This is a genomic window from Streptomyces sp. NPDC054834, from assembly GCF_053611185.1.
The window spans coordinates 127,513-152,295 of record NZ_JBSGZV010000008.1 but is presented as its reverse complement, the minus strand read 5'-3'; the positions used below and the strand labels follow the sequence as shown (position 1 = coordinate 152,295).

The window sequence follows — 24,783 nt, the reverse complement described above, 5'->3', positions numbered from 1 at the left end:
AGCGGGACCTCAGCGCAGTGCCGCCTCGCCCTCGTGGACGGCACGCATGGCGCGCTCGACGGTTTCCTGGTTCTCGCCGACCGGAGCCACATACTCGATGACGTCGCGTGCGGCGGCTTCCCCGAGCGTCCGGGTGATCACCCAGGTGGCGAGGTACTGGGACGCCAGGCAGCCGCCCGCCGTGGCGATGTTCCCCTCGGCGTGGAACGGCGCGTCCAGCACGGTGACGTCGCAGGCCTCGACGAAGGGCCGGCTCCTCACGTCCGTGCAGGCGGGCATGCCGTCCAGCAACCCGAGCCGGGCGAGCACCAGCGCGCCGGAGCACTGCGCACCGATCAGCTGCCGCGTGGGGTCGAGCGGCAGCCTGGCGATCAGCCGGTCGTCGGCGACCACGTCTCGCGTCTTCACCCCGCTGCCGATCAGCACGACATCGGCTTCGGTCACGAACTCCATCGGGCGCTGCCCGGTCACCTCGACGCCGTTCATGGACGTGACCACCGGCGTCGGTGTCGTGATGAGTGCCTCCAAGCCGTCCTTCCGGCACCGGTTGATCAGCGCGGAGGCGATGAAGCTGTCGAGCTCGTTGAATCCGTCGAAGGTGACCACGGCTACCTGCATCGCATCTCCTCGTAGCCTCGAAGTACGGCACTGGAAGCGCAGTTTCCCAGGTGCGCCGTGTCCGGGTCGCGGGCCAATCGGCGCTCGGTGGCTCGTCGGACGGGTGGCGTGCAGCGTCCTTCAGCGTGTTTGGCGGATGAGGTGGTGCAGGAGGTCGTAGGCGGACTGGATGAAGGTGCCCCGGATCGTGGGGCCCGGGTTGGTGACGGCGGCGAGGGCTGTGGGCGGGTCGGTGGTGAGGCCGGTGAAGGCGGTGAAGCCGCCGGTGCCGCCGGAGTGGAAGTAGACGGTGTGGGTGGGCAGGGTGCGGTGGGTCCAGGCCAGGCACAGGGGCGGGTGCCGGGGGCGGTGGGCCGTGGGGTGAGGACCTTGTGCGACGCGGTGCGCAGTGGGGTGTTGTGCGGCGCGGCTGCCGCTCGTACAGCAGAGCGCCGTTGCCGAGCTGTGCCCAGGCGAAGGAGAGGAGGCTGCCGGCCAGTCGCCGGTCCGCCGGGGTGGAGGCCGGGGTGCGCAGCAGCAGGCAGGCCGCGAGCGCCGATTCGCCCAGCGGCTTGTAGACGCCGTTGGGGTCGGCGAGTTCGGCCGAGGTTCCGGGTGGGACCGCGCCGTGTTCGCTCGGCGGGCCGGGCCGGGTCGCAGCGGAAGCGACCGCGCCACAGGCGTCGAGCTCGGCCCACAGCGAGCCGAGCGGCTCGCCCTGCTCCGGTCCCTGCTGCGGGAGCGCCAGACCCGTGCCTATGAAGCGTTCACGCCGACCGAGCGCGTCCTGCTCGTCACGCTCCTGCGCCGCCTCACCGAACTCGTCGCGGACTCCGACACCGGTTCCGACAGGACGCGGTCGGGTGGAGATCGGACCGGGTAGGTCTGGCGCTGACGGGCCTCCCGTTTCTGGGCGATGTTCTGCGACGCCATGACGTCCGGGTCTTCCCACAGCTCGGGAATGTCACGCCGTACACGCGCGCTGGTGACACCCGGGCTCCTTGGCCAGCGCGGTCACCTCCGCTCGTGCCGAGGCCAGGGAGTTCGCCGCCAGCGGGCGCTGGTGCGCCAGGTACGGGACGAGCCCGGCCACGGTCATCTCGGCGCGGACGAAACTCATGTTCTGCTCAGCGACACCCTGCTTGTGGAAGTAGGCACGAAGGTAGGGCGTTTGGAAGTCCCACGCCTCCCGCGGAGTGCCCGGGCCGTAGGCGCCGCCCCGCGTGGCGATCACCACCACCCTCATGCCGCTCAGCAGTCTGTCTCCGGTGTCCGGGTCGGTGAACGCGCCGGGGAAGGTCACCCGGTCGATCCAGGCCTTCAGCAGGGCGGACACCGAGTAGTTGTACATCGGGGCACCGATCAGCACGGTGTCGGCGGCCAGGAGTTCGGTGATCAGCGAGCGGGTCAGCGCCCATTCCCGTTCCTCCGCCGGACTCCGGATCCAGTCGGCGACACCGGTCACTGGGGCCAGGCCATTCCGTTCCAGCCGCCGTCCCAGCGTGCAGTAGGCGGTGTCCAGCGGCGGCACCGGGTCGGCGGCGAGGTCCCGGTAGCGGTATCCGGCTGGTCCGTGCAGGTCCCGCCAGGTCTGCGCGAACAGCGCGGTCAGCTGCCTGCTGACCGATTCACTGGATCGGTTGGCACTGGAATCCAGATGCAGCAAGGATGTCATCGGTTCTCCTGTCACTTCGGCCGGGTTTCGTTCGTCATGGAGCTGACGGCCCAGGACGAGGAAAGGTGACCGGTGGACGACCGTGAGGGCTTGGCGGAACGATTCGAGGCGCAGCGAGGCCGGCTCGAGGCGGTTGCCTACCGGATGCTCGGCTCACGGAGCGAGGCCGAAGATGCCGTGCAGGAGACATGGCTGCGTCTGGGCCGGACCGATGTCAGCGGCGTGGACAACCTGGCGGGCTGGCTGCGGACGGTGGTGACCCGTATCTGCCTGGACATGCTGCGCGCCCGCGGAGCACGCCGGGAGGTTCTCACCGAGCAGCGGATACTCGACCAGCTCTCGGAGCCATCCCGGGAAAGCCGGCCCGAGGACGAGGCCGTGCTGGCCGACTCCGTGAGCCGCGCGCTGCTCGTGGTTCTGGACACGCTGGAGCCCGCCGAACGCGTCGCCTTCGTGCTGCACGACATGTTCGCCGTGCCCTTCGACCAGATCGCACCCATCGTGGAGCGCACACCTGTCTCCACCAAGAAGCTCGCCAGCCGCGCTCGCCGCAAGGTACGGGGCACTCCTGTGGTCCCGGCGGACGAACTCGCCCGCCACCGGCAGGTCGTCTCCGCGTTCCTGTCCGCCGCGCGGGCCGGTGACCTCAACGCGATCCTGGCGGTGCTGGCCCCCGACGTGCTGCGCCGCAGCGATCCCGCGGTCCTGCCGCCAGGCGCGGCCGCCGAGGTACGCGGCGCGCGGGCCGTGGCCGAGGGGACAGTGCTTCTCGCCGGCCGGTCGCGCCTCGCCGAACTGGCTCTGGTCGACGGCACAGTGGGACTCGTCGTGGCTCCGCGTGGTCGGCTGCTGGTCGCACTCACCTTCACCATCGAGGAGGACAGGATCACCTCGTACGAAGTGATCGCCGACCCCGCACGCCTGCGGCGACTCCACCTCGCCGTCCTGACCCCGTGACGGAAGCGGTTCGGGTGCTTCGACCTGCCGGTCCAGCAGGAGGCGGGGGGAGCTGCGCGGAAACGTTGGAGCGCCCCCGCGCAGCCGGGCGGGTCAGATGCCGAACGGTGCGGCGTATCGGACGGTGCCGCTGGGCAGCCCGTGGCCGGCGTCCAGGGTGAGGGCCATCAGGGCCTCGTCCGGGACGTCGATGGTCAGGCCGATGCCGTGCGTGGAGGCGCGGGTGAAGCCGAACCGGGGGTTGTAGGACGGGTGCCCCAGGACGACGACGTAGTGCTCCCCGAGGTCCTTGGCCGCCGTCACGGCGGCTCGGACGGCCGCTGTCCCGGCGCCGGTGTTCTGCTTCTCGGGTCGCACGGCGACCGGGCCCAGGCACAGAGCCGGGGTGTCGTCGATGTGGCAACGGGTCACAAGCGCGTGGCCGGCGAGGGTGCCGTTCCGGTCCGCAGCGACGAGGGAGAGACCCTCGATCCACGCGGTCGAGTCGGCGCGCAGGGCGTCGACGAGGTCGGCCTCCCGCGCGGTGGGAAAGGCTGCGAGGTTGATCTCGCGGAGGCTGGGAATGTCGGCGCCGGTCTCAGCGCGCGTGATCCAGGCGTTGAACAGTTCGCGGGCCGACAGCTCGGGTCACGAGGTCGTCTCGGCAGCGTAGGGCCTCAGCGGACGAGGGCCTCGGACACGGCCCACAGCCGGGCGGCGTTCTCCGGGTCCAGGGCGTACGGCGCGACGCCGGCCCGCTGGGTGACCGGCTCGGCCTGCGCGCAGTCCTCGAAATAGCGACCGGTGATGCCCTCCACGGTCGGCGAGGCAGCCACCAGAACGGAGGTCGCGGCTCCCTGCTCCACGGTCTTCTGCGGTGGCAGTGCGAGTTCGCCCGAGGCGATGAAGTCGGCCACCTGCCGCATGTCCATGTGCCGGGCGAGGGACGTGTCGGCGATGTTGCCCGGCATCAGCGGCCAGTCCTGGTCACCGCAGCGACTGGCCCCGCACCGCGCGGCGGTCGTCGAGGCCGCCCGCCGGATCAGCGAGCCGGGGGCAGCCGTCGAGTAGCCATACGCCCGGGCGATTACTGCTGGCTGGTAGAGGTGATTCCAGCTCCCAGGGTTGTCCGAGCGCTCTCCCGAGAGCAGCGTAGAACCCACAGAAAAGGTACCAAATGGATATTGACGTACCGTCAGGTTCAATGCATTTCGGGAGATATATCATGCGCAACGTCAAATGGCTCATCGCTGCCCTTGCGGGTCTCGCCCTGGCCCTGGGAGGTGCCGTTACGTCGGCCGTCGCCGCGCCGGCCTCGGTGGTGGCCGCTGCCCATTACGACCATGGCGGCGACCACGGCGGCGACCATGGTGACCATGGTGACCACGGCGATCACGGTGACAATGGCGATCACGGCGACCACGGTGACCACGGTGACAATGGCGATCACGGCGACCACGGTGACCACGGCGACAATGGCGACCACGGTGACCACGGCCGCTTCGACAACAACGACGACTGGGGATCGTAGTTCCATCGCTCAGGGGGCCGGTTCACAGCCGGCCCCCTTTCGCGCCCGGCCGGCACTCAGTCGGATCCGGCGCGGTCGGTCGGCGCGAACGGCAGCTCCGCGCTGAGGGTGGTCCCCACGGTGCGCGGACTCTCGAGAGACATCCTGCCGTCCAACGCCTCCACACGGTCCTTGAGGCCCACGAGCCCGGTGCCGGCGGCAAGGTCGGCGCCGCCTACGCCGTCGTCCTGCACCCGGACACGCAGCACGTCGGAGTCGGAGTCCACGGTGACGGTCACGGACGAGGCCTGCGCGTGCTTGGCGGTGTTCGTCAGCGCCTCGGAGACGACGTAGTACGCGCTGACTTCGATCCGCTCGGGCAGTCTGTCCTCGACGTGCACGGCGAGATCGACCGGGACGGCCGATCGCCGGGCGAGCGCCTTGAGCGCGGGAGCAAGCCCGCCCTGAGCCAGGATCGCGGGATGGATACCGCGCGCCACCTCACGGAGCTCGTCGAACACGTCCGTGAGCCCGGTGGCGACGTGGCGGAGTTCCGCGTGAAGTTCTTCCAGACCGGACGGAACCGTCATCTTCGCGTTGTTGAGCAGGATGAGCAGCGAGACGAGCCGCTGCTGGACGCCGTCGTGCAGATCACGCTCGAGGCGGCGGCGTGCCCCGTCGGCGGCGGTGACGATGCGGGCTCGTGAGGCGGTCAGTTCCGCACTGGCCTTGGCGTTCTCGATGGCGATGGCGACGAGGTCCGTGAACGCGCAGATCTGCGACTCGGTGTTCGCCGGAAAGGCATCTTCGCTCGTCTTCGACACGATGATCACCCCCCACAGGCGCCCGGCCACGACGATCGGGCACCCGACCGACGAACGGACGCCCACCGCACGCGCCGCCTGCGCGACCGAACCCGTCACCCCCACGTAGTCTTCGACGCGGACCGGTTCGCACGACTTGCGGACCTCACGGGAGACGCTGAGCCCGTCGAGGGCGAAGCAAGTGGAGACGGCCGGCACGTTCGGCCCGCCCCGGCCGCTCCAGACAGCGACGCCGCTCACGGTGTCAGGCGTCTCGTAGCGCTCCATGAAGGCCAGATCGGCGCCGCAGAGGAGGGCCGCCTCACGGGTGACGGTCTCGAACACCGTCGCCGACTCGGCCGACCGTGCGACGAGCATCGCGACCTCGCGCAACGCGGACTGCTCCCGCGACAACCGCTCCGACACCCGCACGGTGCGCCGCAACCGGGCCGCGAGCTGTGCGACGACCGACGCCGTGAGGAGGAAGGTGGCCACGGCGACGACGGACTCCGAGTCGGCGATCACGAATCCGTGCGGCCTGGCGAACAGGCAACAGTACGCGGCGACGCTCAGTACCGAAGTGACGACGGCGAGTACGGTCCCCCACACCACGGCCACGGCCAGGACGACGAGCAGGTAGAGCGCAAAGAGATGCAGGGGCACGTCGTACGGTTCGAGGGCGTTCAGGAGGCCCGTCGCCGCAGCCACCATCGCCGTACCGGCGAGCAGCCCGTTGACGTAGCGCCGGCTGAGCACGTTCACCCGGCGATGCGTCATCGCGTCGCTTCCCTTGCCCGGCCTTCAGGTCTCCTCAGTCAAGTGTGACAGAGTCATGGCCCGCACGGCGGGTCGTGGCGCCGGCCCGCGCCCGCTGCGCCACCTGGCGGTTCAGCGGTCGACTCGGTGCCGACGCCCGTGAGAGCCTCCAGGTAGGCAGGCCTTCCGGACATGGGTCGGGAGGCCGGCCATGTCCCACATGACGGTGGGAGGCGCGGTATGGCCGAGTTGCGGGTGATCCTGGCGGACGACGACGTCCTGCTCCGCCAGGGCCTCGCCAGCCTGCTCGAACGGACCGACGTGTCCGTCGTGGGCCAGGTCGGGGACGGCCAGGCCTTGCTGCGACTCGCGAGGGAAACGGTGCCCGACCTGGTGGTGGTCGACATCCGCATGCCGCCGACCAACACCACGGAGGGGCTGGAGGCCGCCCGCGTCATCCGCGGTGAGCTGCCGGATGTCGGCATCCTGGTCCTGTCCGCGCACGTCGAGGTCGAGCACGCCATGGAGCTGTTGGCGGGCGGTCGGCGGATCGGGTATCTGCTCAAGAGCCGGATCGCCGATGTGGAGGAGTTCCTGGAGGCGGTCAGAAGGGTCGCCAGGGGCGGCGCCGTCGTGGATCCCGCCCTGATTCAGGAATTGGTGTCGGTACGACGGCGTGAGGATCCTCTTGACGTGCTGAGCGACCGCGAGCGCGAGGTGCTGGCCCTGATGGCGGAGGGCCGGTCGAACGTCGGGATCGCGCGCCGTCTCTGGGTCACCGAGGGCACCGTCGAGAAGCACGTGCACAGCATCCTCGGCAAACTGGGCCTGTCCGAGACCGACGACGACCACCGGCGGGTGCGAGCCGTTCTGACCTTTCTCCAGGCCCCGTGACCCGGTCCTCACCCTTCGCCGGGTCGGCTGCTGCGCCCCTCGTCGAGCAGGGCGCGGATCGCGGCGGCGGACAGGCAGATCTTGGACAGGAAGCCGACCGCCGAGCAGGCCGCGATCAGATGCGCGCAGTCCTGCTCGGCGCGCGCGGAGATCAGGATGGTGGGCGGCGGTTCGCCCGTGGCGTCCCGATGGAGACGATCCGCGAGTTCGACGCCGTTCTCCGCGCCGAGCTCGATGTCCAGCAGGACGACGTCCGGCCGTAGCTCCTCGACCCGCTCGGCCGCTTCGGCACCCGTCGACGCCACCCCCACCACGTCGACACCCTCGCGCTCGAGCAGATCGCGGGCGGCGGTCAGGAAGTGGAGGCAGTCGTCGACGATGAGGCAACGCACCACACCGCGAGCGTCCCACACCCGGATACGGGCGAACATTGCAGCTGACCGCCATAATGCGGCGCCCTCCGCTGAACGTCCCCTACTCCCACTTCGCGCGATGTGTCACCGGCGGCGGTGTACGGCACGTCCGGCAGTACGTCCGTCGCCCGCTCAGTACTGCTGCGGCGCCGCTGATGCGCGAGAAAGGTCCGGGTCAGGACGGTCTGCGCGTACCCGGCCGGATTGCCGACCCTCGACACCCGGCCCCACCGGACGTACAGCCGCCCCAGCGTCTCCCGCACCAGGTCTTCCGCGAGATGTGTGTCGCCCGCGGTGAGCAGACACGCGGACCGGTACAGATGCCCGGCGCGTGCCGCCGCGAACTCGGCGTAGTCGTCCGCGCGGACCTGTGTCATGCGTGGCTCCCCCTGTCACCGTGGCCGCTCGGACCGTTCTCACTTCACTGATGCGGCGGGCCCCGGAAATGTTTCACAGCCCACGGCGGGTAAGTTTCCGTGGGAGTCGACGAAGTGCGAGGGACCGGGGGACCCATGACGAACCAGCCGCCGTACGGCCACCAACAGCCACAGGGTTTTGGCCCCCCGCCGCCGCAGTACGCCGCGATGCCGCCGCAGTACGCCCCGGCGCCACAGCAGTACCCCCGGCCACCGATGCCACCGGTGCCGCCGTTGCCGCCCCAATCGGCACCGGCGGGCCCGGAGTTCATGGCCGTCGACCGGCACAGCTCGATCGTGGTCGACGTGGAAGGCGTCGCCTTCGAGATCAACGACGTCACCGCCGAGTTCCCCTGGCAGGAGGTCCGCAGCGTCCACTACAAAGCGAGCCCGTCGGGCAAGGACCTGATGATGGCCGTCGTCCACCTCGACGGCCAGGTCTATGAGTGCGTCGTGCAGGCGAAGCCTCGCGAACGGCTGGGGCAGTGGTTCGCGCAACTGGCCGCGGTGCTGGGGTACTACCGCCCGATGGGTTACTGAAAGCCCAAGTCGCCTACGAAGACGCCTGCACCGCATCGAGGCTCCGGCCGGAACCATCGTGCGGGAGGGGGCTGGGCGATCGCGAGCGACACCGCCCGGCCGGCTGCGACGGCCGGACCCGGATGGGCGGTGACAATCCGTGCCGACGGCCTCACCAGCGCGCTGGTCGACCTGCTCGGCCGGCCCGGGGTCCCGAGCGACCGCAGGGGCGAAGCCGGCCGTGGCACTGGACACAACGCCTTGGCCGGTATTCGGCCACGCCGCTCCTCACCGCGGAGCACCCGGGCTGCACGCTCCACAGATCCTCTTCCCGGACGACACGGTCCACACGGTGTCGCTGTTGCGTCCACAGAGAAGAAGTGAGGGTCAAGAAATACACATGACCGCTTGTGGGCTTTTGCGGTAGCGGCGGATCATTGGCCGAATCCAACCCCTGTCCCACGAGCACGCAGGAGTCCCCGGTGGCCGCTGGTCAGATGATCTCCGAGCCGGCCGACACGCCGGCCTCGGCCCAGGCGGAGCGGCAGAAGCTACGCAAGCACTTCGGCCGCTTCGACATCCTTTTCTTCCTCCTCTGCACCATCGTCGGGGTGGACACCATCGGTACCGTGGCCTCGTCCGGTGCCGAGGCGTTCACCTGGCTGATCGTGCTGGCCGTCGTCTTCTTCGTACCCTCGGCGCTGCTGACCGCCGAGCTCGGGGCCGCGTTCCCCGACGAGGGCGGTCCCTACATCTGGACCAGCCGGGCCTTCGGGCGGCTCACCGGTGCCGTCAACAATTTCCTGTACTGGATCACCAACCCGGTGTGGCTCGGCGGCACGCTCTCCGTCTCCGCCGTCACGGCGTACACCACCTTCTTCAATGACGGCAAGGACCTGAGCACCCCGGCCTTCTACGTCTTCACCCTCGTGTTCGTCTGGGTGGGGGTGCTCGCCGCGATCCTGTCCTTCGACATCGGCAAGTGGATTCCCACCGTCGGCGCCTGGAGCCGTTTCGTCCTGCTCGGCCTGTTCACCGTCACCGTCGTGGTGTACGGCATCGAGCACGGCCTGCACGGATTCGGGGTCGGCGACTTCTCCCCCACCTACGCGGGCTTCGTCGGCCTGGTGCCCGTCCTGATGTTCAACTACGTCGGCTTCGAGCTGCCCAACACGGCCGGCGACGAGATGACCGACGCCCAGCGGGACGTGCCCTTCGCGATCTTCCGCAGCGCCGTTCTCTCCGTGCTGTTGTACGCGCTGCCGATCCTCGGCATCCTGCTCGTCCTGCCGGTCAAGGCCGTCACCGGTCTCGGTGGATTCATCGACGCGATCCGGCAGGTCTTCACCGTGTACGGCGGTCACGTCGCCGCCGACGGCACCGCCACGCTCAGCGGTGCCGGCAGCGTGCTCGGGGACCTCGCCGCGATCATGTTCATCCTGACGGTGCTCTCCTCCGGCGTCACCTGGGTCATGGGTTCCGACCGCGCACTCGCCGTCTCCGGTTACGACGGCGCCGCGCCGCGCTTCCTCGGCGTCATCTCGAGCCGGTTCGGCACCCCGGTGCGGGTCAACATCCTCAGCGGGCTGGTCTCCACCGTCGTCCTCGTCCTGGCCCATGAACTGACCGGCGGCAGCGCCGCCAAACTCTTCGGCGCCGTCCTCGGCCTCGCCGTCTCCACCACCCTCGTCAGCTACCTGGGGATCTTCCCGGCGCTCGCGGTGCTGCGTCGCAAGGCCCCGGACACCTCCCGTCCCTACAAGGCACCCTTCCCCCGCACCATCAGCGCGGTGCTCACCCTGCTCATCCTGTTCGCCAGTGTGCAGCTGGTCGCGCCCGGCCTCGGCGACCACTGGTTCGGCTCCGCCTACGCGCCGGACGGCTGGAGTCACGGCGAGCGCTGGAAGTACCTGCTGACGGAGGCCGTCCCGCTCGTCGGGTTCATGCTCTTCGGCGTGCTCTTCTGGGCGCTGGGCAGGCCGACCCGCAGGTCGTCCGCGGCCAAGGGGTAGCGGGCGGGACCTCGGAGGCGGCACCTCGGAGGCGGACGTCCTCACCCGATCGGTGGTCACCGGCGAGCGCCGGTCCGGCTCGGCATCCATGCTGGCGTGCGGGAGATGACCGCCGTCCGCAGTGGCCGCCGAGCGGGTGGTACGCGATGGACCCGGCCGCGAAGGGGCACAGCGCTCATGAGGCTTGTCGTAGATCTCAACAGGTGTCAGGGATACGCACAGTGCGCGTTCCTCGCGCCGGACGTCTTCGCCATGCACGGCGAGGAGTCGCTCGTCTACGACCCGCATCCCGTGGGCGAACAGCGCGAGGGACTCGCGCGTGCCGTCGCCGCCTGCCCCGTACAGGCGATCACGGCCGACGGTCTGGAGGGCCCCGGCGAGGCGCCCGTCGCATCCGCCGGGGTGCCGTCCGATGCCCGCTGACTACCTGGACTGGCTCAGGCGCGAGGGCCGGATCGTGATCGTGGGTGCCTCGCTCGCGGGTCTGCGGGCCGCCGAGACACTGCGCGCCGAGGGTTTCACCGGTTCCCTCACCATGATCGGGGACGAGCCGTACGAGCCGTACGACCGGCCGCCGCTGTCCAAGGCGGTGCTGTTGGGCAAGGCGTCCCCGCAGCACACCGAGCTGCCCCGGCGCCTCGAGATCGACGCGAAGTGGCGCCTCGGCGTCGCGGCGACCGGTCTTGACCTGGCGGCCAAGCGGGTGCGGCTGGCCGACGCGGACGAGGTCGAGTACGACCGGCTGCTGATCGCGACCGGCGTCCGCGCGCGGCCCTGGCCGAAGGAGTCGGAGGCCGGGCTGGACGGCGTCTTCGTGCTGCGCACCCGGGACGACGCGGCCGCCCTGTACCGGCGGTTGCGGGCCGGGCCGCGCCGGGTGTTCGTCATCGGTGCCGGGTTCACCGGTTGCGAGATCGCCTCGGCCTGCCGGGAGATGGGCATCGCGGTCACGGTGGCGGAGCGCGCGGGTGCGCCCCTGGCGGGTGCCCTGGGCGGAGTGATCGGCGCGGTGGCCGCACAACTGCACCAGGACAACGGTGTGGATCTGCGCACCGGCGTCATGGTCACCGCCTTGGAAGGCGACTCCGTGGGCCGGGTCCGTGCCGCCCATCTGTCCGACGAGAGCATCGTCGAGACGGACGTCGTGATCGTCTCGCTCGGGGCGACGCGCAACACCGAATGGCTGGCCGGCTCGGGCCTCGGCGCGGGCCCTCGGGGCATCGCCTGCGACGCGGGCTGCCGGGCCTTCGACTTCCGGGGCATCGTCACCGACGACGTCTTCGTCGCGGGCGACGTCGCACGGTCCCCGCACGCGCTGTTCGGCTATCAGTTCCTCTCTCTCGAACACTGGGGCAACGCCGTCGCCCAGGCCGAGGTCGCCGCGCACAACATGATCAGCCCCGGCGCCGAGCGGCGCCCGCACCTGTGGGTGCCCGCCTTCTGGTCGTCGCAGTTCGGCGTGAACATCAAGTCCGTCGGCGTCCCGCCCATGGGCGAAGAGATCATGATCACGCAGGGCTCGCTCACCGAGCGCCGGTTCGTCGGGGTGTACGGCTACCAGGGCCGCGTCATCGCCGCCGTGACCTTCGACAACACGCGGTGGCTGGAGTTCTACCAGCGGAAGATCGAGACGGGCGCGCCGTTCCCGGTGGACTTCCCGACGGTCGACCGCCGTCCCGAGGGCCGCCGGCCCGTCCCGGCCGGCTTCCCCGACCCGTCCCTGCCGACGCACGGCCCGACCGTGACCCTCAGCGGATACTCACCGGCCGACCGGCAACTGGTCTTCACCCCGGCCCACTGACCGGGCCCGGCCCCACCCCCACGGACCTTCACGCCCCAAGGACCCCGCATGACGCACGCCCCGCTCCTGCGCCAGATCACCGACTTCGCGAACCGCGCCGACCCGTATCCGCTGTACGAGGAGCTCCGCAAGACCCCGGTGCTGCACGAGGAGGAGGACGGTCCGTATGTCATCAGCTCGTACTGGGACATCAAGGGTCTGCTCCACGACCCGCGGATCAGCTCCGACTTCACCAACCTCAGCGTCGCGGCCGGCGACGAGCTGTCCCGGCCGGAGACCACGGGGCTGCCGCCGAGCTTCATCCGGCTCGACCCGCCGGAGCACGACCGGCTGCGGCGGATCGCCAACAGTTCCTTCGGCCCTCCGCACCGGCCCACCCGCATCGACTCCATGCGTGGTGAACTCGCCCGGATCGTCTCCGGCCTGATCGACGGATTCGGGGACGCTCGGCAGATCGACGTGGTCGACCAGTTCGCGTACCCCTTCCCGGTGACCGTGATCTGCCGGCTGCTCGGTGTGCCACGCGAGGACGAGCCCCGCTTCCGTGCCTGGGTCGACCCGATCGTCGCCGGCCTGGACCCGGACACCCGTACCAGCGCCGACTCCGAGCGGGCCGCTCAGGAGGCACGGTTGCAGCTCGGCATGTACCTGAACGGGCTGGTGGAGCAGCGCGCCAGGGAGCCGCGCGACGACATGCTGTCCGACCTGGTGAACAGCCATGGTCCGGACGGCGCCATGAGCACGATGGAAGTGCTCAGCACGGCGGTGCTGCTGCTCATCGCCGGCCACGAGACGACCGTCAACCTGATCACCAACGGCATGCTCACCCTGCTTCGCCATCCGGAGTACCTCCGCCGGCTGCGCGACGACCCGGGCCTGTCCGTGAAGATCGTCGAGGAACTCCTGCGCTACGAACCTCCGGTGCAGCTCGTGCCGCAGCGCACCTGCATCGCCGATATCGAGGTGCGCGGGCTCACCATCCCCAAGGGGTCACGCATCTGGCTCGTCCTCGCGGCGGGCAACCGGGATCCGGAGCGCTTCCCGGACCCCGACCGGTTCGACCCGGACCGCGAGGACATCCAGCACCTCGGCTTCGGCAGCGGCATCCACAGTTGCTTCGGCGCGCCACTGGCCCGCCTCGAGGCCCAGATCGCGCTGTCCGAACTGGCCCGCCGCCTCGGCAACGCCAGCCTGCTCGAAGATCCGCCGCCCTACCGCCCGAACGCCGTGCTGCGCGGTCCGCGCCATCTGAACGTCGGCTTCGACGAGTTGCTTCCCTGAGCCGGAAAGGAGCAGGTTGCCAACGGCGTGGAGCCGTCAGATCCCGCCGGGCGCGAAGTACGTGGTGATCCACGCCGCACTGGATTCGTCGACGGCGACCGTGGCGCGCCCCGCCCGGGGGCCGTAGTAGTACGTGCGGGTGGTGCCCAGTTGTGCCCAGTGCGCTGCTGATGTCCGTGGCGTCCTCGATCTGGTCCCGGGCGGCCTTCAGGTATGCGTCGATCAGGTTGTTCGCCGCATTCGGCTCCTGCGTCGGAGGCTTGTCCCGTCGCGGGTGCTTGAAGGCGTGCGTGACGAGGGCGTCCACGGAGCCGAAGTCCAACGGGGCGGTGCTCCTCTGGAGCGTGGCCGCGCATGCGGTCCGGTGGGACCGCCAGTCGGCCTGCGTGCCCAGGGTCGGGCGGCCCGGCACGGTGGACCCGGCTGCCTTGCGGCCCTCGGCGCATACATCGCGCATGGCCTTCGGCCTGTTCGCGGCGGCAGGCTCCTCGGCAATGAACTACGGGTGCTCCGCCGGCGCAGCGACCTCGACGGCGGCGGATGACGCCGACTCTCAGGAAGTGAAGCGCCAGCGGGTCTGGCTGAAGGCCTCACCCCTGCCGAATCCGAAGGCGGTGCGGGGTGACACCCCGAACACCAGGGCGCGGCCCGCGTCGTCGGCCTCCTCGGTCGGCGGCGGGGCTGCCGTCGTCCTGGCGGTGCTGAAGGCCCCGTCCCGCACCTCGAAGTGCCAGCCCGGGCCGTATTTCGCCTCCCACGCCGCGGCCAGCTCGGCCAGCCGCTTCTCGTCGGTGACCCGGACCGCCTCACCCTCGACCACCAGGTCCCAGCCCTCGCCGTAGGCGTTGGTGCCGGTGGTGAGGACGACATGGGGGTTGGCCGCGAGGTTGAACCCCTTGCGCTCCCGCGCACCGGTGGCGAAGTGGAGCGCCCCGTCCATCCAGACCGCCATCAGCGGGGTGACGTGGGGGCGGCCGTCCGGACGGACCGTCGACAGCCAGAAGATCTCGGCCTTCTCCAGACGGGAGACGGCCTCGGCCCAGGGCGTGGCGGTGGCGCCCGGAGAGCTGTAGCGCGTGTCCAGATCTGTTCGCGGTTCCTGCGTCTGCGCGTGTGCCGGCATCACGGACTCCTCTTGGCCTCGGTCGTCACATGGTCCCCCGGTAGTGCTGACCGCGCTCGCCGACCGAACTCATCGCATCCGATGTGGGTCAGGACTCCCAGAAGACAGCCGGCGCAGCAGGTGGCCGTCGGGGGCGGAGTGCCGGCGGGCAGCATCAGGGGACCGCCGGACCGTCCCACAACCGGCCCGGCCGGACCGTTCGACGTCCCGGGAGCGAGTTGACCCTCCCCTTGCGTCAGGCTCGACGCTGTATGCCGACGAAAGGGCAGGTGGATGAGCTACTCCGTGGGTGAGGTCTCGAGGTTCGCCGGGGTGACGGTGCGTACGCTGCACCACTACGACAAGGCGGGGCTGCTCTCGCCAAGTGGCCGCAGTCGCAGCGGTTACCGGCTCTACAGTGACGCCGACCTGGCCCGTCTCCAGCAGATCCTCTTCTACCGCGAACTCGGCTTCACCCTGGATGAGATCGCCGAGATCCTCAAGGATCCGCAGGCCAACGCGGTGGAGCAACTACGCGGTCGGCAGCGGCAGCTGAGTGAGGAGATCGCCAGGCTGCAACGGCTGGCCGAGGTGGCCGAACGGGCCATCGAGGTCCAGCAGACCGGGGTGTCCCTGACCCCCCAGGAACGCTTCGAGGTCTTCGGTGAGATCACCTTCGATCTGAGCTATGCCACACAGGCAGAGCTGAAGTGGGCGCACACGCAGGGACAGCGCGAGGCGATGGCGCGCGCGGCTGCCCACACCAAGGACGACTGGCGGCAGCTCATGGGCGAGGCCGCCGCCTGGCGCGCGGAGCTGCTCGCGGCCTTCGACGAGAGGGAGCCCAGCGACGGCGAGCGGGCCATGGACCTCGCCGAGGAGCACCGGCTGCACATCGCACGCTGGTTCACCTCCTGCCCGCCCGACATGCACCGGCGTATCGCGGACGACTTCGCCGCCGACCCGCGCGCCTTCGCCCTGGTCGTGCCGCCGTCACAGCAACGCCCGGGCCTGGCCGCCTACACGTGCAAGGCGGTCCACGCCAACGCGGCCCGCCACGCGGGCGGCCGTACCGACTCGGAGGAGGAGCGATGAGGGTCCTGATCGCCGCGGCCGGATCGCGTGGCGACGTCGCGCCCTACACGGGCCTGGGCGCCGAACTGCGCCGGGCGGGGTACGACGTCGCCCTCGCCACCACGGACACGTTCGCACCCCTCGTACGAGACGCCGGGCTGGAATTCCGGCACCTTCCCGCCGACCCGCGGGCGCGCGGTGGCGTCACGGGCAGGCGTGAACTGATGCGTTCCGCCGCCGCGTTCGTCACCGAACTGGGCCAGGGGTTCGCCGACGCCATGGCCGATGGCGCGGATCTGCTTCTGCTGTCGGCCACCACGGCCCCGCTCGGCTGGCACCTCGCGGAGGCCATGCGCATACCGAGCCTCGGCGTGTACCTCCAACCCACCGCGCCGACCGGCGACTTCCCGCCCGTCGTCACCGGCTCCCGGTCACTGGGCCGGCCCGCGAACCGCATGGCCGGACGCTTCGCCCTGCGTATGGTCGACCGCCTCTACGAGCAGGCGGTCGTGGAGTTGCGCCACCGCCTCGAGCTGCCCCCGGCCTCCGCCTCCGCGGCGCGCCGACGGCAGGAACAGGCCAGCTGGCCCGTCCTGCACGGCTTCAGTACGGCACTCGTGCCCCGGCCCTCCGACTGGCGTTCCGGCCTGAAGGTCGTAGGCACCTGGTGGCCCCATCTCGACACGACGGAACGGCTGCCCGCGGACCTGGAGGACTTCCTTCGTGCCGGCTCCCGGCCCGTGTTCATCGGCTTCGGAAGCATGGCGGCCGGTGACGGGGAACGGCTGAGCGAGATCGCGGTGCGAGCCCTGCGTCGCGCCGGGCTGCGCGGCGTCCTCCAGGCCGGCAGTGCCGGGCTCGCGGCCGACGGCGAAGACGTTCTCACCATCGGTGACGTACCGCACGCCCTGCTGTTCCCACGTCTGGCCGCGGTGGTCCACCACGCCGGGGCCGGCACCTCGGCCGCGGCGTTGCGGGCCGGTGTGCCCGCGGTCACCGTACCGGTGACCGCCGACCAGCCGTTCTGGGCTCGACGCCTTGCCGCCGTCGGCGCCGCCACCGATCCGATTCCCTTCCCGTCCCTCACCGCCGAACGGCTCGCCGACGCCCTCGGCCACGTCGTGAAGCAGCAGGCATACGCACGAGCCGCCGCGACGGCCGCGCAGCACATGGCGACCGAGGACGGATCGGGCCAGGCACTCAAGGCCATCCAGCGACTGACCGGTAACTGATGCCGGTCATCGGTTTCCGGTCGCGTGGGCAGCCATCAGCGCGGCGCGCCCTTGGTTCCTCACCGCCGGCCGCCGAACTGCCAGTCGTGGACCTCTATGTCCGCGTACCGGTCCGCGATCAGAACGGCTCGTGCCGCGTCCGGGTCCGGTGCCCGGACCAGCGCCGCCGTGCCCACCCAGGTCGTGGCGTCGTCGGACAGCAGCGGCCCGTACGCGATCAGCTCGTCCTGGTCGGGCGGTACGGCGAGATCGGGGGTCCGCCCCTCGCCGAGGCCGAGCACCAGGTACCTGTTGCCACCGGTGCGGCCGCCGGGGAATTCCCACATCGTGCGCCCCAGCATGTTGCGCCACCGGCGCAGCAGCACGTCCCGGTAGGCGCCGGCCTGGTAACCGGGCTCCTCGAAGGCGAACGCGCGGGCGGCGGCGGGATCGGGCAGGTCGACGATGTGCACGCTGCCGGTGGGGGTTTCGCCATCGGCGGCGAGGGTCGGGCCGCGGGCGATCAGCTCCTTCGCGTACCGGTCCATGTAGGACCAGTGCTCCTCCAGCAGTTCGTGGCGCAGTGCCACGGAGCCGGGCCGGTCACGGTGGTGACAGAAGAACTCCATGTGCACAGACCGTGCTTGACACGGCGCGGCTTCTCAACAGGGTTTGGCGGCGGCTCGGATTCGCGGTCAGGATCTCACAGCGGATCCTGCGCAGCGCTCGCGAGGACCGTGCTCACGACCTTGCCGACGACTCCAGCCTCCGGCGGGGCGCCTCCCCGGTCGGCGAACAGCAGGTGCGCGGCTCCGATCAGCGTGGGAGCGAGCGTGTCGACATCGGCGTCGGCGGCGATCCGGCCCAGTTCACGCTCGGCGGTGAGGTAGGAGGCGATCATGGCCGTGGCCTCTGTCAGGAGCGGGATGCCGGCCGACCCGGTCTGACGCAGCCGGGCGCGCAGCTCGTCCCGGAAGGTGACGAGGGCGACGATCGCCACGGCGACCGGCCCGAACAAGTCGGTCAGCGCCTGGACGAGATTGCCGACGACCGTGCCGGTCCCGGCGGAGTCGCGCAGGGCCGCGGTCCGGCTGTCGATCCGGGCGATACGGTCCTGCACGAGTTCGGCGAGGAAGGCGTCGAAGTCGGCGAAGTGCCGGTGCAGAACGCCCTTGGCGCAGCCTGCCTCCGTGGTGACCGCCCGGCTGGTCAGCGCGCTCGGTCCGTCCCGGAGCAGGACGCGCTCGGCGGCGTCGAACAGCTGCTCGCGCGCGTCACGGATGGCCACGCCTGTCGGCATCGTGCATCGCCTTCTTCCTTCGCCGGTCCCACCCGTTGACGAGTGGGCAAGCGCCCACTCATAGTGGGCGCATGACCACTTTACCGATTTCCGGGAATGAGCCCCATCGGCAGCGACAGGTGGCGCAGTCGTTCGGGTCGGACGCCGAACGCTACGACCGCACCCGCCCGAGCTACCCCGAGGCCCTGGTGGAGGCGGTCGTCGCCGCCAGTCCCGGACCCGACCTGCTCGACGTCGGCACGGGTACCGGCATCGCGGCCCGGCAGTTCCAGGCAGCCGGATGCAGGGTCCTTGGGGTCGAGGTCGACACGCGCATGGCCGAGCGGGCGCGACAGCACGGGCTCGAGGTCGAGGTGGCCGCGTTCGAAGTCTGGGATCCCGCCGGCCGGGCCTACGATGCCGTCGTCTCCGGCCAGGCCTGGCACTGGATAGACCCCGTCGCGGGCGCGGCGAAGGCGGCCGAGTCGCTGCGGCCCGGTGGCCGGCTGGCCGTGTTCTGGAACGTCATCCAGTTTCCGCCCGGCCTGGCGGAAGCAGTCGCCGAGGTCTGCCAACGGGTGATGCCCGACGCACCGTTCGACTTCCGGGCGATGACCAAGGGAGCCCTGAACTCGTGCCAGGCGTTGCTCGGCAAGGCCGCCGACGGGATCCGTGAGACGGGCGGGTACAGCGAACCCGAGCAGTGGCGATTCGACTGGGAGTGCACTTACAGCCGCGACGCCTGGCTGGACCAGATGCCCACGCAGGGCGCCTTCACCCGGCTCCCCCCGGACAAGCTGGCGGAGGTACTGGACGGCGTCGGGGCCGCCATCGACGCGATGGGGGGAAGCTTCACGATGCCCTACGCGACGGTGGCGGTCGCCGCAGCGCGAACCGGGGCCGACGGCCGTCACCCGGCACGGTGTTAGGCCTTGGGCTTGAGAGTACTTCGGGGGCGGAGCCTGCCGGCCTCGTCGAGATCGTTCAGTACGGCGGGCAGGGTGGAATTCGGCGCCGAAGGCCGACGCACCCGGATGAACCCGGACGGCCCGGAGCCGCAGATCGCGGCCACTGCCCTGCTCAGGCTGTGGCTCGTGGGACCCGCTACCTGCTACTGAACCCGGTCAGTCGGCGAGCCGGCTTCTCACCGAGGTGTCCTGAGGGGTCGCCATGTCCAGCAGGACCAGTTTGTCGTGATCGGCGGTGCCGGGCTCGGCGAAGCAGGCGATGAACCGCTGCCCTGGGGTGCCCTGGATCTGCATGGACTGGTAGCCGGGTGTGATGTCGCCGGCCTCTGGGTGGTGAAAGGTTCGCGGCGCTGCCGCTGTCCGCCGGATCGATCGCCGACCCTATCGGCGCCCGCCAGGCGTTCGGCGCCGGACTGGCCCTGTTCACCGCCGCCTCGGTGGCCTGCGGCCTCGCCCCTGGCTGGGCATGCTGGTCGCGGCCCGGCTGGTGCGGGGTGCGGGCGCGGCGGTGATCGTGCCCGCCTCGCCGGCCCTGATCCGCGAGGCGTACCCGGACTCCGCGAAGCGGGCCCTTGACGGGACCGTCGTCGCTCACCTGGCTGATGACCTTCGCCGCGACCGAGACCGGCGCCGTCGGTCTCACCGCGCCGCGGGTACTGATCGCTGGCGGGGGCGCGTACGAGACGGCGGCCGGCGTGGTGCGTCCGGGTGGTGTGATCAGCCGCGTCGGCGTCCCGCAGTACGAGGAGGCACCGGTCGGTTTCACCAGCCTGTTCGGCCCGAACGTCACCTTCACCGGCGGCCCCGCACCGGTCCGCGCCTACATCGAGGAGCTCCTCCCCGGCGTCCTCGACGGCACGGTCGACCCCGGCCGCGTCTTCAACCGCACCGTCGGCCTCGACGAGGTCCCCGACGGCTACCGCGCGACGGACCGGCGCGAAGCCCTCAAGGTCCTGGTCCGTCCCTGACGCGCCCCGGCTCCACGGGCAGGCGAGGTGGCAGGCCGTGCTGTGCCGGGGCGGAGCCCGGCGGGCTTCCGAGTACCGCCGGACGGGTGACAGCTCTCCGGGTGAATCCCGCCGAGGCCACGGCACGCCGCCGCGCCCCTCGGACCGGCCGGCGTCCCCGCCGGTACCAGGCGCTTCGGCGGCGGCATCGCTGCGGGGATCCGTCAACAGGGCCGAGCGGGCAGGACGGCCACGAGGGGTGGGGGCGAGCCGGGCCGCGATAAACGAGAGTCATGAGACAGTCCCGAATAGCGTCCGGCGCGTCCTCGTTTCTCCTCGCGGCCGCCTCCGCCTTCGCCGGTCCCGCGGCCGGGGAAGCGGCGCCGAGCACAACGGCCACGGCCTACGTGGCCCTCGGTGACTCCTACGCCGCCGGTGTCGGCGCCGGCAGCTACCTCTCCTCCGGCACGGACTGCCTGCGCAGCAGCCACGCCTATCCCGCGCTGTGGGCCACCGCCCATGCGCCGTCGTCCTTCGACTTCACGGCGTGCGACCATGCGCGGACCGGCGATGTCCTGGCCGGCCAGCTCGGCCCGCTCACCCCCCTCACCGGCCTGGTGACCCTCACGGTCGGCGGCAGCGACGCGGGCTTCGTCCGGGTCATGGCGACCTGCGCGCTGCCCGGCCATGACGCGTGCCTGTCCGCCGTAGCCGCGGCGAACTCCTTCATGGACGCGACTCTCCCGGGCGACCTCGACCGTCTCTACTCGGCCATCACAAGCAAGGCACCCGCCGCCCGTGTGGTGGTGCTCGGCTACCCCCACCTCTACCAGCTCCACGGCTCCTGTTCGCACGGCCTCCAGGACACCGAGAGGTCCGCGCTCAACGAGGCCGTGGACCACCTCGACCGCGTGATCGCCCGACGCGCCGCCGCCCACGGGTTCACGTTCGCCGACGTGCGGACCGCCTTCGCCGGGCACGAGATCTGCTCGTCCAGCCCCTGGCTGCACAGCGTCGACTGGCTGGACCTCACCGACTCCTACCACCCCACGGCATCCGGGCAGTCGCTCGGCTACCTCCCCCTGCTCACCGGCGCGAGCTGAAACGGCAGGGCGGCAGGGCCCGGTCCGCCCGCCGCCGAGGCGGTGGGCGGACCGGGCCGCGGAGCGTCGCCGAAGTCAGGCGCAGTCCGCCGGAATCGCCCGTGACGCGTCGTCGATCAGCGCGGCCTGGGCGGCCTTCAGCCGCGCCACGTCGGGCTTGGTCACCTTTCGGTCGTACGTCATCAGGCCGTTGAGCTCGCCCTCGACGTCGGTGATCTGTGTGTACACCGCGCCGTTGCCGCCCTGGCACGCCAGCGCGCGCACCTCGCTCAGCTTCTTCAGGTAGTCGTCGGTGTAGGTGGTGGGGTCGACCTCGACGTACGACTGCTGGCGTCGCCCGGTTCCGCGAGGCCGAGACCGCCGTACTCGCCGCTGTCCAGGGTCATGACAACGGTCCGGTCAGCCCCCGGTGCTCTCCCGCACCATCACCTTGTGCCCGACGACATGGTGCTGCGCCGCGCCCGATTCGGGATCGTCGATGCGGTCCAGGAGCAGGGAGACCGCGCTGCGGGCGATCTGCTCCTTGTCCGGGGCGACCGTCGTCAGGGAGGGGACGCTGAAACGGGACGCCTCGATGTCGTCGAAGCCCATGACGTCGATATCCCCCGGCACCGACCGGCCGGCCTCGTGGAGTGCGCGCAGTGCGCCCAGCGCCAGGTGGTCGTTGAGGCAGAGCAGGGCGTCGGGGGGTGTGTCCTGGTGGATCAGCGCGGCGGCCGCGCGGGCGCCGTCCTGCCAGTGGTACGCGTGCACCGGTGTCACGAGGTCCTCCTCGAAGGGCAGGCCGGCGGCGACGACGGCCTCGCGGTAGCCGTCGGTGCGCAGCCGGTCGGTGCCCTGGCGGCCCCGGACGGACCCGCCGATGACCGCGATGCGGCGGCGCCCGCGGGAGAGCAGGTGCTCGGTGGCGTCGCGGGCGGCGGCGACGTTGTCGATGCCGACGTGGTCGGTCGCGCCGGCCGCGGGGCGTTCTCCCAGCAGGACGACGGGGAGCCGACGGTCGCGGGTGGCGAGGTCGCGGGGCAGCAGCGACAGCGGGCTGAGGATGACACCGTCGGAGAAATGCGCGTCGAAGCCGTGCAGCGCGGCGAGTTCACGCTCGCGCGCTCCCCCGGTGTGGTGCAACAGGAGGGTGCGGCCGCGGCGATCCGCCTCGGCCATCACATGTTTGGCCAGTTCGGCGAAGTAGGCCACATCCAGTTCGGGGACGGCGAGCGTGATCATCCCGGTGCGGCCCTGGCGCAGCTGGCGTCCCGCGACGTTGACCCGGTAGCCCAGGGCGTCGATGGCCTCGCGGACCGCGGTCCGGGTCTGTTCCGAGACGTGCTCGAAGTTGTTGATCACATTGGAGACGGTCTTGGGCGAGACACCCGCGTACTCCGCCACGTCCTTGATCCTCGGTCTGGCCGCCACGCTGATCACCCTTCCGCCTGCCGGGATCATACCGATCGGCACGAACGAACCCCGGGCCGATCCGATGGGCCGAAACCTGCCGGAAGCCAACTTCTGCCCGACGTATTTACATCGATGTAATCCCATGGTGCCATGTTCCGGCCACCGACCAGCACCCTGGACGCAAGGAGCAGCATGCCCGTCCCGCACCTCACGGCCCCTCCCCGCCCCGAATACCCCAGGCCGCAGTTCGTCCGCGAGGCATGGCTGAATCTCAACGGCGAGTGGCAGTTCGAGATCGACCGGTCCGACACCGGCCTGGACCGCGGCCTGAGGGACCGCGAGCTCGCCGACCGGATCGTCGTCCCGTTCTGCCCGGAGTCGGAGCTGTCGGGCATCGGCGAGACCGACTTCCTGGAGGCGGTCTGGTACCGGCGCACGGTGACGATTCCGGACGACTGGACCGACTCGCGGGTGCTGCTGCACTTCGGCGCCGTCGACCACGACACCACGGTCTGGGTCGACGGCACGGAGGTCGCCCGGCACCGGGGCGGCTTCACCCCCTTCACCGCGGACCTCGGCGACCTGGCCGCCCCGGGCCGGGAGGTGGCCGTGGTGGTGCGCGCCCGGGACAGCCGACACGGCGTCCAGGCACGCGGAAAGCAGTCCACCTGGTACGCCAACTCCCACTGCCACTACACCCGCACGACGGGCATCTGGCAGACGGTGTGGCTCGAGCCGGTCCCCCGCTCCGTCGCCCTCGGCCGTCCCCGCATCACCCCCGACCTGGCGTCCGGCTCCTTCCACCTGGAGCTGCCGCTCACCGCCAACCTGCCCGGCCACCGGGTGCGGGCCACGCTGAGCGACGCGGCCGGCCCGGTCGCGACCGCCGAGTCCCGGGCCGACCTGGGCCTCGCGCCCCGGCTGGTGCTGCCCGTCCCCGAGGACCGGCGCCGCGTCTGGTCGCCCTCCGACCCGCACCTGTACGACCTCGTCCTGGAAGTGCTCGACGCCGACGGCGAAGCCGTCGACACCGTCGGCTCCTACGCCGGTCTGCGCTCGGTCTCGGTCCACGGCAAGCGGCTGCTGCTCAACGGCGAACCGCTCTTCCAGCGGCTCGTGCTCGACCAGGGCTACTACCCCGACGGTCTGATGACCGCCCCCAGCGACGCCGATCTGGTCCGCGACATCGAACTGGGCCTCGCGGCCGGCTTCAACGGCGCCCGCCTGCACCAGAAGGTCTTCGAGGAGCGTTTCCTCTACCACGCCGACCGGCTCGGCTACCTGGTGTGGGGCGAGTTCGGCGACTGGGGCTGCGAGGTCGGCGTCCGCGACGACAACCAGCGGCCCGACGCCTCGTACGTCACCCAGTGGCTGGAGGCCGTGGAACGGGACTACTCGCACCCCTCGATCGTGGGCTGGTGCCCGCTGAACGAGACGTACCAGCACCTGCACGACCGCATCACCCAGCTGGACGACGTCACCCGCGGCATGTTCCTGGCCACCAAGCAGGCCGATGCCACCCGCCCCGTCATCGACGCCTCCGGCTACGCCCACCGGGTTCCGGAGACGGACGTCTACGACTCCCACTGCTACGAACAGGACCCGGACACCTTCGCCAAGACGATGGCCGGCCTGGCGGAGGACCGGCCGTATGTGAACGCGGCGCCCGACGGGTGGTCCTGGTCGGTGCCGTATCGCGGACAGCCGTACTTCTGTAGCGAGTTCGGCGGCATCTGGTGGGACCCGGAGGCAGCGGCGGCGGCCGGCGACGAGCCGGAGACGTCTTGGGGATACGGCGAACGTCCGCGCACGGACGAGGAGTTCGTCGACCGTTTCACCGGTCTGACCGGCGTGCTGCTCGACGACCCGGACATGTTCGGCTACTGCTACACCCAGCTCACCGACGTCTTCCAGGAGCGCAACGGCGTCTACCGCTTCGACCGCACCGAGAAGGTCGACACCGAACGGCTGCGCCGGGCCCAGGGCCGCCCGGCCGCCTACGAGGGCACGCCGTAGCGCCCTCCCCCGTACCGCCCGGGAGGAAGCAGTCCACACTGCCCGGGATTTACATCGATGTAAGAACGATCCGTG

26 protein-coding genes and 2 pseudogenes are annotated in these 24,783 nt (G+C 70.8%); 14 read left to right on the top strand and 14 right to left on the bottom strand.

Annotated features, from left to right (window positions below; genetic code table 11):
* Positions 1-9 precede the first annotated feature (9 nt).
* Entirely contained in the window at positions 10-618 is a 609-nt protein-coding gene (locus ACWGJM_RS13895; protein ID WP_453411893.1) for a DJ-1/PfpI family protein, read from the bottom strand.
* Positions 619-1,225: 607 nt separating this feature from the next.
* Between ACWGJM_RS13895 and ACWGJM_RS13890 the strand changes: the two genes are divergently transcribed.
* Positions 1,226-1,480 (top strand): hypothetical protein, encoded by a 255-nt coding sequence (locus tag ACWGJM_RS13890; RefSeq protein WP_453411892.1) that lies wholly within the window; start codon positions 1,226-1,228, stop codon positions 1,478-1,480.
* A gap of 81 nt (positions 1,481-1,561) precedes the next feature.
* Here the strand turns inward: ACWGJM_RS13890 and ACWGJM_RS13885 are convergent, their stop codons facing one another.
* Positions 1,562-2,272, bottom strand: coding sequence for an FMN-dependent NADH-azoreductase (locus ACWGJM_RS13885; RefSeq protein WP_453411891.1), 711 nt, complete (start codon positions 2,270-2,272; stop codon positions 1,562-1,564).
* A 72-nt stretch (positions 2,273-2,344) separates the two neighbouring features.
* Between ACWGJM_RS13885 and ACWGJM_RS13880 the strand changes: the two genes are divergently transcribed.
* On the top strand, positions 2,345-3,229 hold the full coding sequence (locus tag ACWGJM_RS13880) for a sigma-70 family RNA polymerase sigma factor (protein ID WP_453411890.1): 885 nt from the start codon (positions 2,345-2,347) through the stop codon (positions 3,227-3,229).
* A gap of 93 nt (positions 3,230-3,322) precedes the next feature.
* On the opposite strand, the gene ACWGJM_RS13875 is transcribed toward ACWGJM_RS13880, so the two are convergent.
* From ACWGJM_RS13875 to ACWGJM_RS13860, 4 genes are all read right to left on the bottom strand, one after another.
* Positions 3,323-3,835, bottom strand: coding sequence for a GNAT family N-acetyltransferase (locus ACWGJM_RS13875; RefSeq protein WP_453412007.1), 513 nt, complete (start codon positions 3,833-3,835; stop codon positions 3,323-3,325).
* A 50-nt stretch (positions 3,836-3,885) separates the two neighbouring features.
* Positions 3,886-4,179, bottom strand: coding sequence for a hypothetical protein (locus tag ACWGJM_RS13870; RefSeq protein WP_453411889.1), 294 nt, complete (start codon positions 4,177-4,179; stop codon positions 3,886-3,888).
* Positions 4,180-4,409: 230 nt separating this feature from the next.
* Entirely contained in the window at positions 4,410-4,745 is a 336-nt protein-coding gene (locus ACWGJM_RS13865; RefSeq protein ID WP_453411888.1) for a hypothetical protein, read from the bottom strand.
* Between the two features lie 50 nt (positions 4,746-4,795).
* Positions 4,796-6,298, bottom strand: coding sequence for a sensor histidine kinase (locus tag ACWGJM_RS13860; RefSeq protein WP_453411887.1), 1,503 nt, complete (start codon positions 6,296-6,298; stop codon positions 4,796-4,798).
* A gap of 219 nt (positions 6,299-6,517) precedes the next feature.
* Between ACWGJM_RS13860 and ACWGJM_RS13855 the strand changes: the two genes are divergently transcribed.
* Positions 6,518-7,171 (top strand): response regulator transcription factor, encoded by a 654-nt coding sequence (locus ACWGJM_RS13855; RefSeq protein WP_453411886.1) that lies wholly within the window; start codon positions 6,518-6,520, stop codon positions 7,169-7,171.
* Positions 7,172-7,179: 8 nt separating this feature from the next.
* Here ACWGJM_RS13855 and ACWGJM_RS13850 read toward each other — a convergent pair whose 3' ends face one another.
* Both ACWGJM_RS13850 and ACWGJM_RS13845 read right to left on the bottom strand, forming a co-directional pair.
* Entirely contained in the window at positions 7,180-7,566 is a 387-nt protein-coding gene (locus tag ACWGJM_RS13850) for a LytR/AlgR family response regulator transcription factor (RefSeq protein ID WP_453411885.1), read from the bottom strand.
* 104 nt (positions 7,567-7,670) lie between these two features.
* Positions 7,671-7,961: pseudogene (locus ACWGJM_RS13845) on the bottom strand (sigma factor); the annotation flags it as partial.
* Positions 7,962-8,096: 135 nt separating this feature from the next.
* Between ACWGJM_RS13845 and ACWGJM_RS13840 the strand changes: the two are divergent.
* From ACWGJM_RS13840 to ACWGJM_RS13820, 5 genes are all read left to right on the top strand, one after another.
* On the top strand, positions 8,097-8,540 hold the full coding sequence (locus ACWGJM_RS13840; RefSeq protein ID WP_453411884.1) for a hypothetical protein: 444 nt from the start codon (positions 8,097-8,099) through the stop codon (positions 8,538-8,540).
* Between the two features lie 461 nt (positions 8,541-9,001).
* Positions 9,002-10,531, top strand: a complete 1,530-nt coding sequence (locus ACWGJM_RS13835) for an APC family permease (protein ID WP_453411883.1) — start codon at positions 9,002-9,004, stop codon at positions 10,529-10,531.
* 177 nt (positions 10,532-10,708) lie between these two features.
* On the top strand, positions 10,709-10,954 hold the full coding sequence (locus ACWGJM_RS13830; protein WP_453411882.1) for a ferredoxin: 246 nt from the start codon (positions 10,709-10,711) through the stop codon (positions 10,952-10,954).
* Positions 10,944-12,332 carry an NAD(P)/FAD-dependent oxidoreductase gene (locus tag ACWGJM_RS13825; protein ID WP_453411881.1) on the top strand — a complete coding sequence of 463 codons (1,389 nt, stop codon included), beginning with the start codon at positions 10,944-10,946 and terminating at the stop codon, positions 12,330-12,332. Before ACWGJM_RS13830 ends, ACWGJM_RS13825 begins: the two co-directional genes overlap by 11 nt.
* 48 nt (positions 12,333-12,380) lie before the next feature.
* Positions 12,381-13,613, top strand: a complete 1,233-nt coding sequence (locus ACWGJM_RS13820; RefSeq protein ID WP_453411880.1) for a cytochrome P450 — start codon at positions 12,381-12,383, stop codon at positions 13,611-13,613.
* Positions 13,614-14,166: 553 nt separating this feature from the next.
* On the opposite strand, the gene ACWGJM_RS13815 is transcribed toward ACWGJM_RS13820, so the two are convergent.
* The gene (locus ACWGJM_RS13815) at positions 14,167-14,736 is read right to left on the bottom strand and encodes a pyridoxamine 5'-phosphate oxidase family protein (protein ID WP_453411879.1); all 570 of its coding nucleotides are present in this window, start codon (positions 14,734-14,736) and stop codon (positions 14,167-14,169) included.
* Positions 14,737-15,009: 273 nt separating this feature from the next.
* Between ACWGJM_RS13815 and ACWGJM_RS13810 the strand changes: the two genes are divergently transcribed.
* Positions 15,010-15,810 carry a MerR family transcriptional regulator gene (locus ACWGJM_RS13810; RefSeq protein ID WP_453411878.1) on the top strand — a complete coding sequence of 267 codons (801 nt, stop codon included), beginning with the start codon at positions 15,010-15,012 and terminating at the stop codon, positions 15,808-15,810.
* Positions 15,807-17,021, top strand: coding sequence for a glycosyltransferase (locus ACWGJM_RS13805; RefSeq protein ID WP_453411877.1), 1,215 nt, complete (start codon positions 15,807-15,809; stop codon positions 17,019-17,021). The genes ACWGJM_RS13810 and ACWGJM_RS13805 overlap by 4 nt, the downstream gene beginning before the upstream one ends.
* Before the next feature lie 59 nt (positions 17,022-17,080).
* Here the strand turns inward: ACWGJM_RS13805 and ACWGJM_RS13800 are convergent, their stop codons facing one another.
* Entirely contained in the window at positions 17,081-17,629 is a 549-nt protein-coding gene (locus tag ACWGJM_RS13800) for a YciI family protein (protein WP_453411876.1), read from the bottom strand.
* A gap of 74 nt (positions 17,630-17,703) precedes the next feature.
* Positions 17,704-18,300, bottom strand: coding sequence for a TetR/AcrR family transcriptional regulator (locus tag ACWGJM_RS13795; RefSeq protein ID WP_453411875.1), 597 nt, complete (start codon positions 18,298-18,300; stop codon positions 17,704-17,706).
* 71 nt (positions 18,301-18,371) lie between these two features.
* On the opposite strand from ACWGJM_RS13795, the gene ACWGJM_RS13790 reads away from it, so the two are divergent.
* Positions 18,372-19,208, top strand: a complete 837-nt coding sequence (locus ACWGJM_RS13790) for a class I SAM-dependent methyltransferase (protein WP_453411874.1) — start codon at positions 18,372-18,374, stop codon at positions 19,206-19,208.
* A 195-nt stretch (positions 19,209-19,403) separates the two neighbouring features.
* On the opposite strand, the gene ACWGJM_RS13785 is transcribed toward ACWGJM_RS13790, so the two are convergent.
* Positions 19,404-19,616, bottom strand: a complete 213-nt coding sequence (locus tag ACWGJM_RS13785) for an MmyB family transcriptional regulator (protein WP_453412006.1) — start codon at positions 19,614-19,616, stop codon at positions 19,404-19,406.
* A gap of 203 nt (positions 19,617-19,819) precedes the next feature.
* On the opposite strand from ACWGJM_RS13785, the gene ACWGJM_RS13780 reads away from it, so the two are divergent.
* Both ACWGJM_RS13780 and ACWGJM_RS13775 read left to right on the top strand, forming a co-directional pair.
* Positions 19,820-20,215, top strand: coding sequence for a hypothetical protein (locus ACWGJM_RS13780; protein ID WP_453411873.1), 396 nt, complete (start codon positions 19,820-19,822; stop codon positions 20,213-20,215).
* A gap of 272 nt (positions 20,216-20,487) precedes the next feature.
* Positions 20,488-21,297: an SGNH/GDSL hydrolase family protein gene (locus ACWGJM_RS13775; RefSeq protein WP_453411872.1), complete on the top strand. Its 810-nt coding sequence runs from the start codon at positions 20,488-20,490 to the stop codon at positions 21,295-21,297.
* A gap of 75 nt (positions 21,298-21,372) precedes the next feature.
* Here the strand turns inward: ACWGJM_RS13775 and ACWGJM_RS13770 are convergent.
* Together ACWGJM_RS13770 and ACWGJM_RS13765 are read right to left on the bottom strand one after the other, a co-directional pair.
* A pseudogene (locus tag ACWGJM_RS13770) lies at positions 21,373-21,677 on the bottom strand (glycoside hydrolase family 2); the annotation flags it as partial.
* 19 nt (positions 21,678-21,696) lie between these two features.
* The gene (locus ACWGJM_RS13765; protein WP_453412005.1) at positions 21,697-22,740 is read right to left on the bottom strand and encodes a LacI family DNA-binding transcriptional regulator; all 1,044 of its coding nucleotides are present in this window, start codon (positions 22,738-22,740) and stop codon (positions 21,697-21,699) included.
* 144 nt (positions 22,741-22,884) lie between these two features.
* On the opposite strand from ACWGJM_RS13765, the gene ACWGJM_RS13760 reads away from it, so the two are divergent.
* Positions 22,885-24,708, top strand: coding sequence for a glycoside hydrolase family 2 protein (locus ACWGJM_RS13760; RefSeq protein ID WP_453411871.1), 1,824 nt, complete (start codon positions 22,885-22,887; stop codon positions 24,706-24,708).
* Positions 24,709-24,783: the final 75 nt, after the last annotated feature.

What these genes read in the sequence shown, in the direction of transcription:
- ACWGJM_RS13895 (WP_453411893.1), bottom strand. Translation starts at nt 618, where the DNA reads ATGCAGGTAGCCGTGGTCACCTTCGACGGATTCAACGAGCTCGACAGC.
- ACWGJM_RS13885 (WP_453411891.1), bottom strand. Translation starts at nt 2,272, where the DNA reads ATGACATCCTTGCTGCATCTGGATTCCAGTGCCAACCGATCCAGTGAA.
- ACWGJM_RS13870 (WP_453411889.1), bottom strand. Translation starts at nt 4,179, where the DNA reads ATGCCGGGCAACATCGCCGACACGTCCCTCGCCCGGCACATGGACATG.
- ACWGJM_RS13865 (WP_453411888.1), bottom strand. Translation starts at nt 4,745, where the DNA reads ATGGAACTACGATCCCCAGTCGTCGTTGTTGTCGAAGCGGCCGTGGTC.
- ACWGJM_RS13860 (WP_453411887.1), bottom strand. Translation starts at nt 6,298, where the DNA reads ATGACGCATCGCCGGGTGAACGTGCTCAGCCGGCGCTACGTCAACGGG.
- ACWGJM_RS13855 (WP_453411886.1), top strand. Translation starts at nt 6,518, where the DNA reads ATGGCCGAGTTGCGGGTGATCCTGGCGGACGACGACGTCCTGCTCCGC.
- ACWGJM_RS13840 (WP_453411884.1), top strand. Translation starts at nt 8,097, where the DNA reads ATGACGAACCAGCCGCCGTACGGCCACCAACAGCCACAGGGTTTTGGC.
- ACWGJM_RS13830 (WP_453411882.1), top strand. Translation starts at nt 10,709, where the DNA reads ATGAGGCTTGTCGTAGATCTCAACAGGTGTCAGGGATACGCACAGTGC.
- ACWGJM_RS13825 (WP_453411881.1), top strand. Translation starts at nt 10,944, where the DNA reads ATGCCCGCTGACTACCTGGACTGGCTCAGGCGCGAGGGCCGGATCGTG.
- ACWGJM_RS13820 (WP_453411880.1), top strand. Translation starts at nt 12,381, where the DNA reads ATGACGCACGCCCCGCTCCTGCGCCAGATCACCGACTTCGCGAACCGC.
- ACWGJM_RS13815 (WP_453411879.1), bottom strand. Translation starts at nt 14,736, where the DNA reads ATGCCGGCACACGCGCAGACGCAGGAACCGCGAACAGATCTGGACACG.
- ACWGJM_RS13810 (WP_453411878.1), top strand. Translation starts at nt 15,010, where the DNA reads ATGAGCTACTCCGTGGGTGAGGTCTCGAGGTTCGCCGGGGTGACGGTG.
- ACWGJM_RS13805 (WP_453411877.1), top strand. Translation starts at nt 15,807, where the DNA reads ATGAGGGTCCTGATCGCCGCGGCCGGATCGCGTGGCGACGTCGCGCCC.
- ACWGJM_RS13800 (WP_453411876.1), bottom strand. Translation starts at nt 17,629, where the DNA reads ATGGAGTTCTTCTGTCACCACCGTGACCGGCCCGGCTCCGTGGCACTG.
- ACWGJM_RS13795 (WP_453411875.1), bottom strand. Translation starts at nt 18,300, where the DNA reads ATGCCGACAGGCGTGGCCATCCGTGACGCGCGCGAGCAGCTGTTCGAC.
- ACWGJM_RS13790 (WP_453411874.1), top strand. Translation starts at nt 18,372, where the DNA reads ATGACCACTTTACCGATTTCCGGGAATGAGCCCCATCGGCAGCGACAG.
- ACWGJM_RS13775 (WP_453411872.1), top strand. Translation starts at nt 20,488, where the DNA reads ATGAGACAGTCCCGAATAGCGTCCGGCGCGTCCTCGTTTCTCCTCGCG.
- ACWGJM_RS13765 (WP_453412005.1), bottom strand. Translation starts at nt 22,740, where the DNA reads ATGATCCCGGCAGGCGGAAGGGTGATCAGCGTGGCGGCCAGACCGAGG.
- ACWGJM_RS13760 (WP_453411871.1), top strand. Translation starts at nt 22,885, where the DNA reads ATGCCCGTCCCGCACCTCACGGCCCCTCCCCGCCCCGAATACCCCAGG.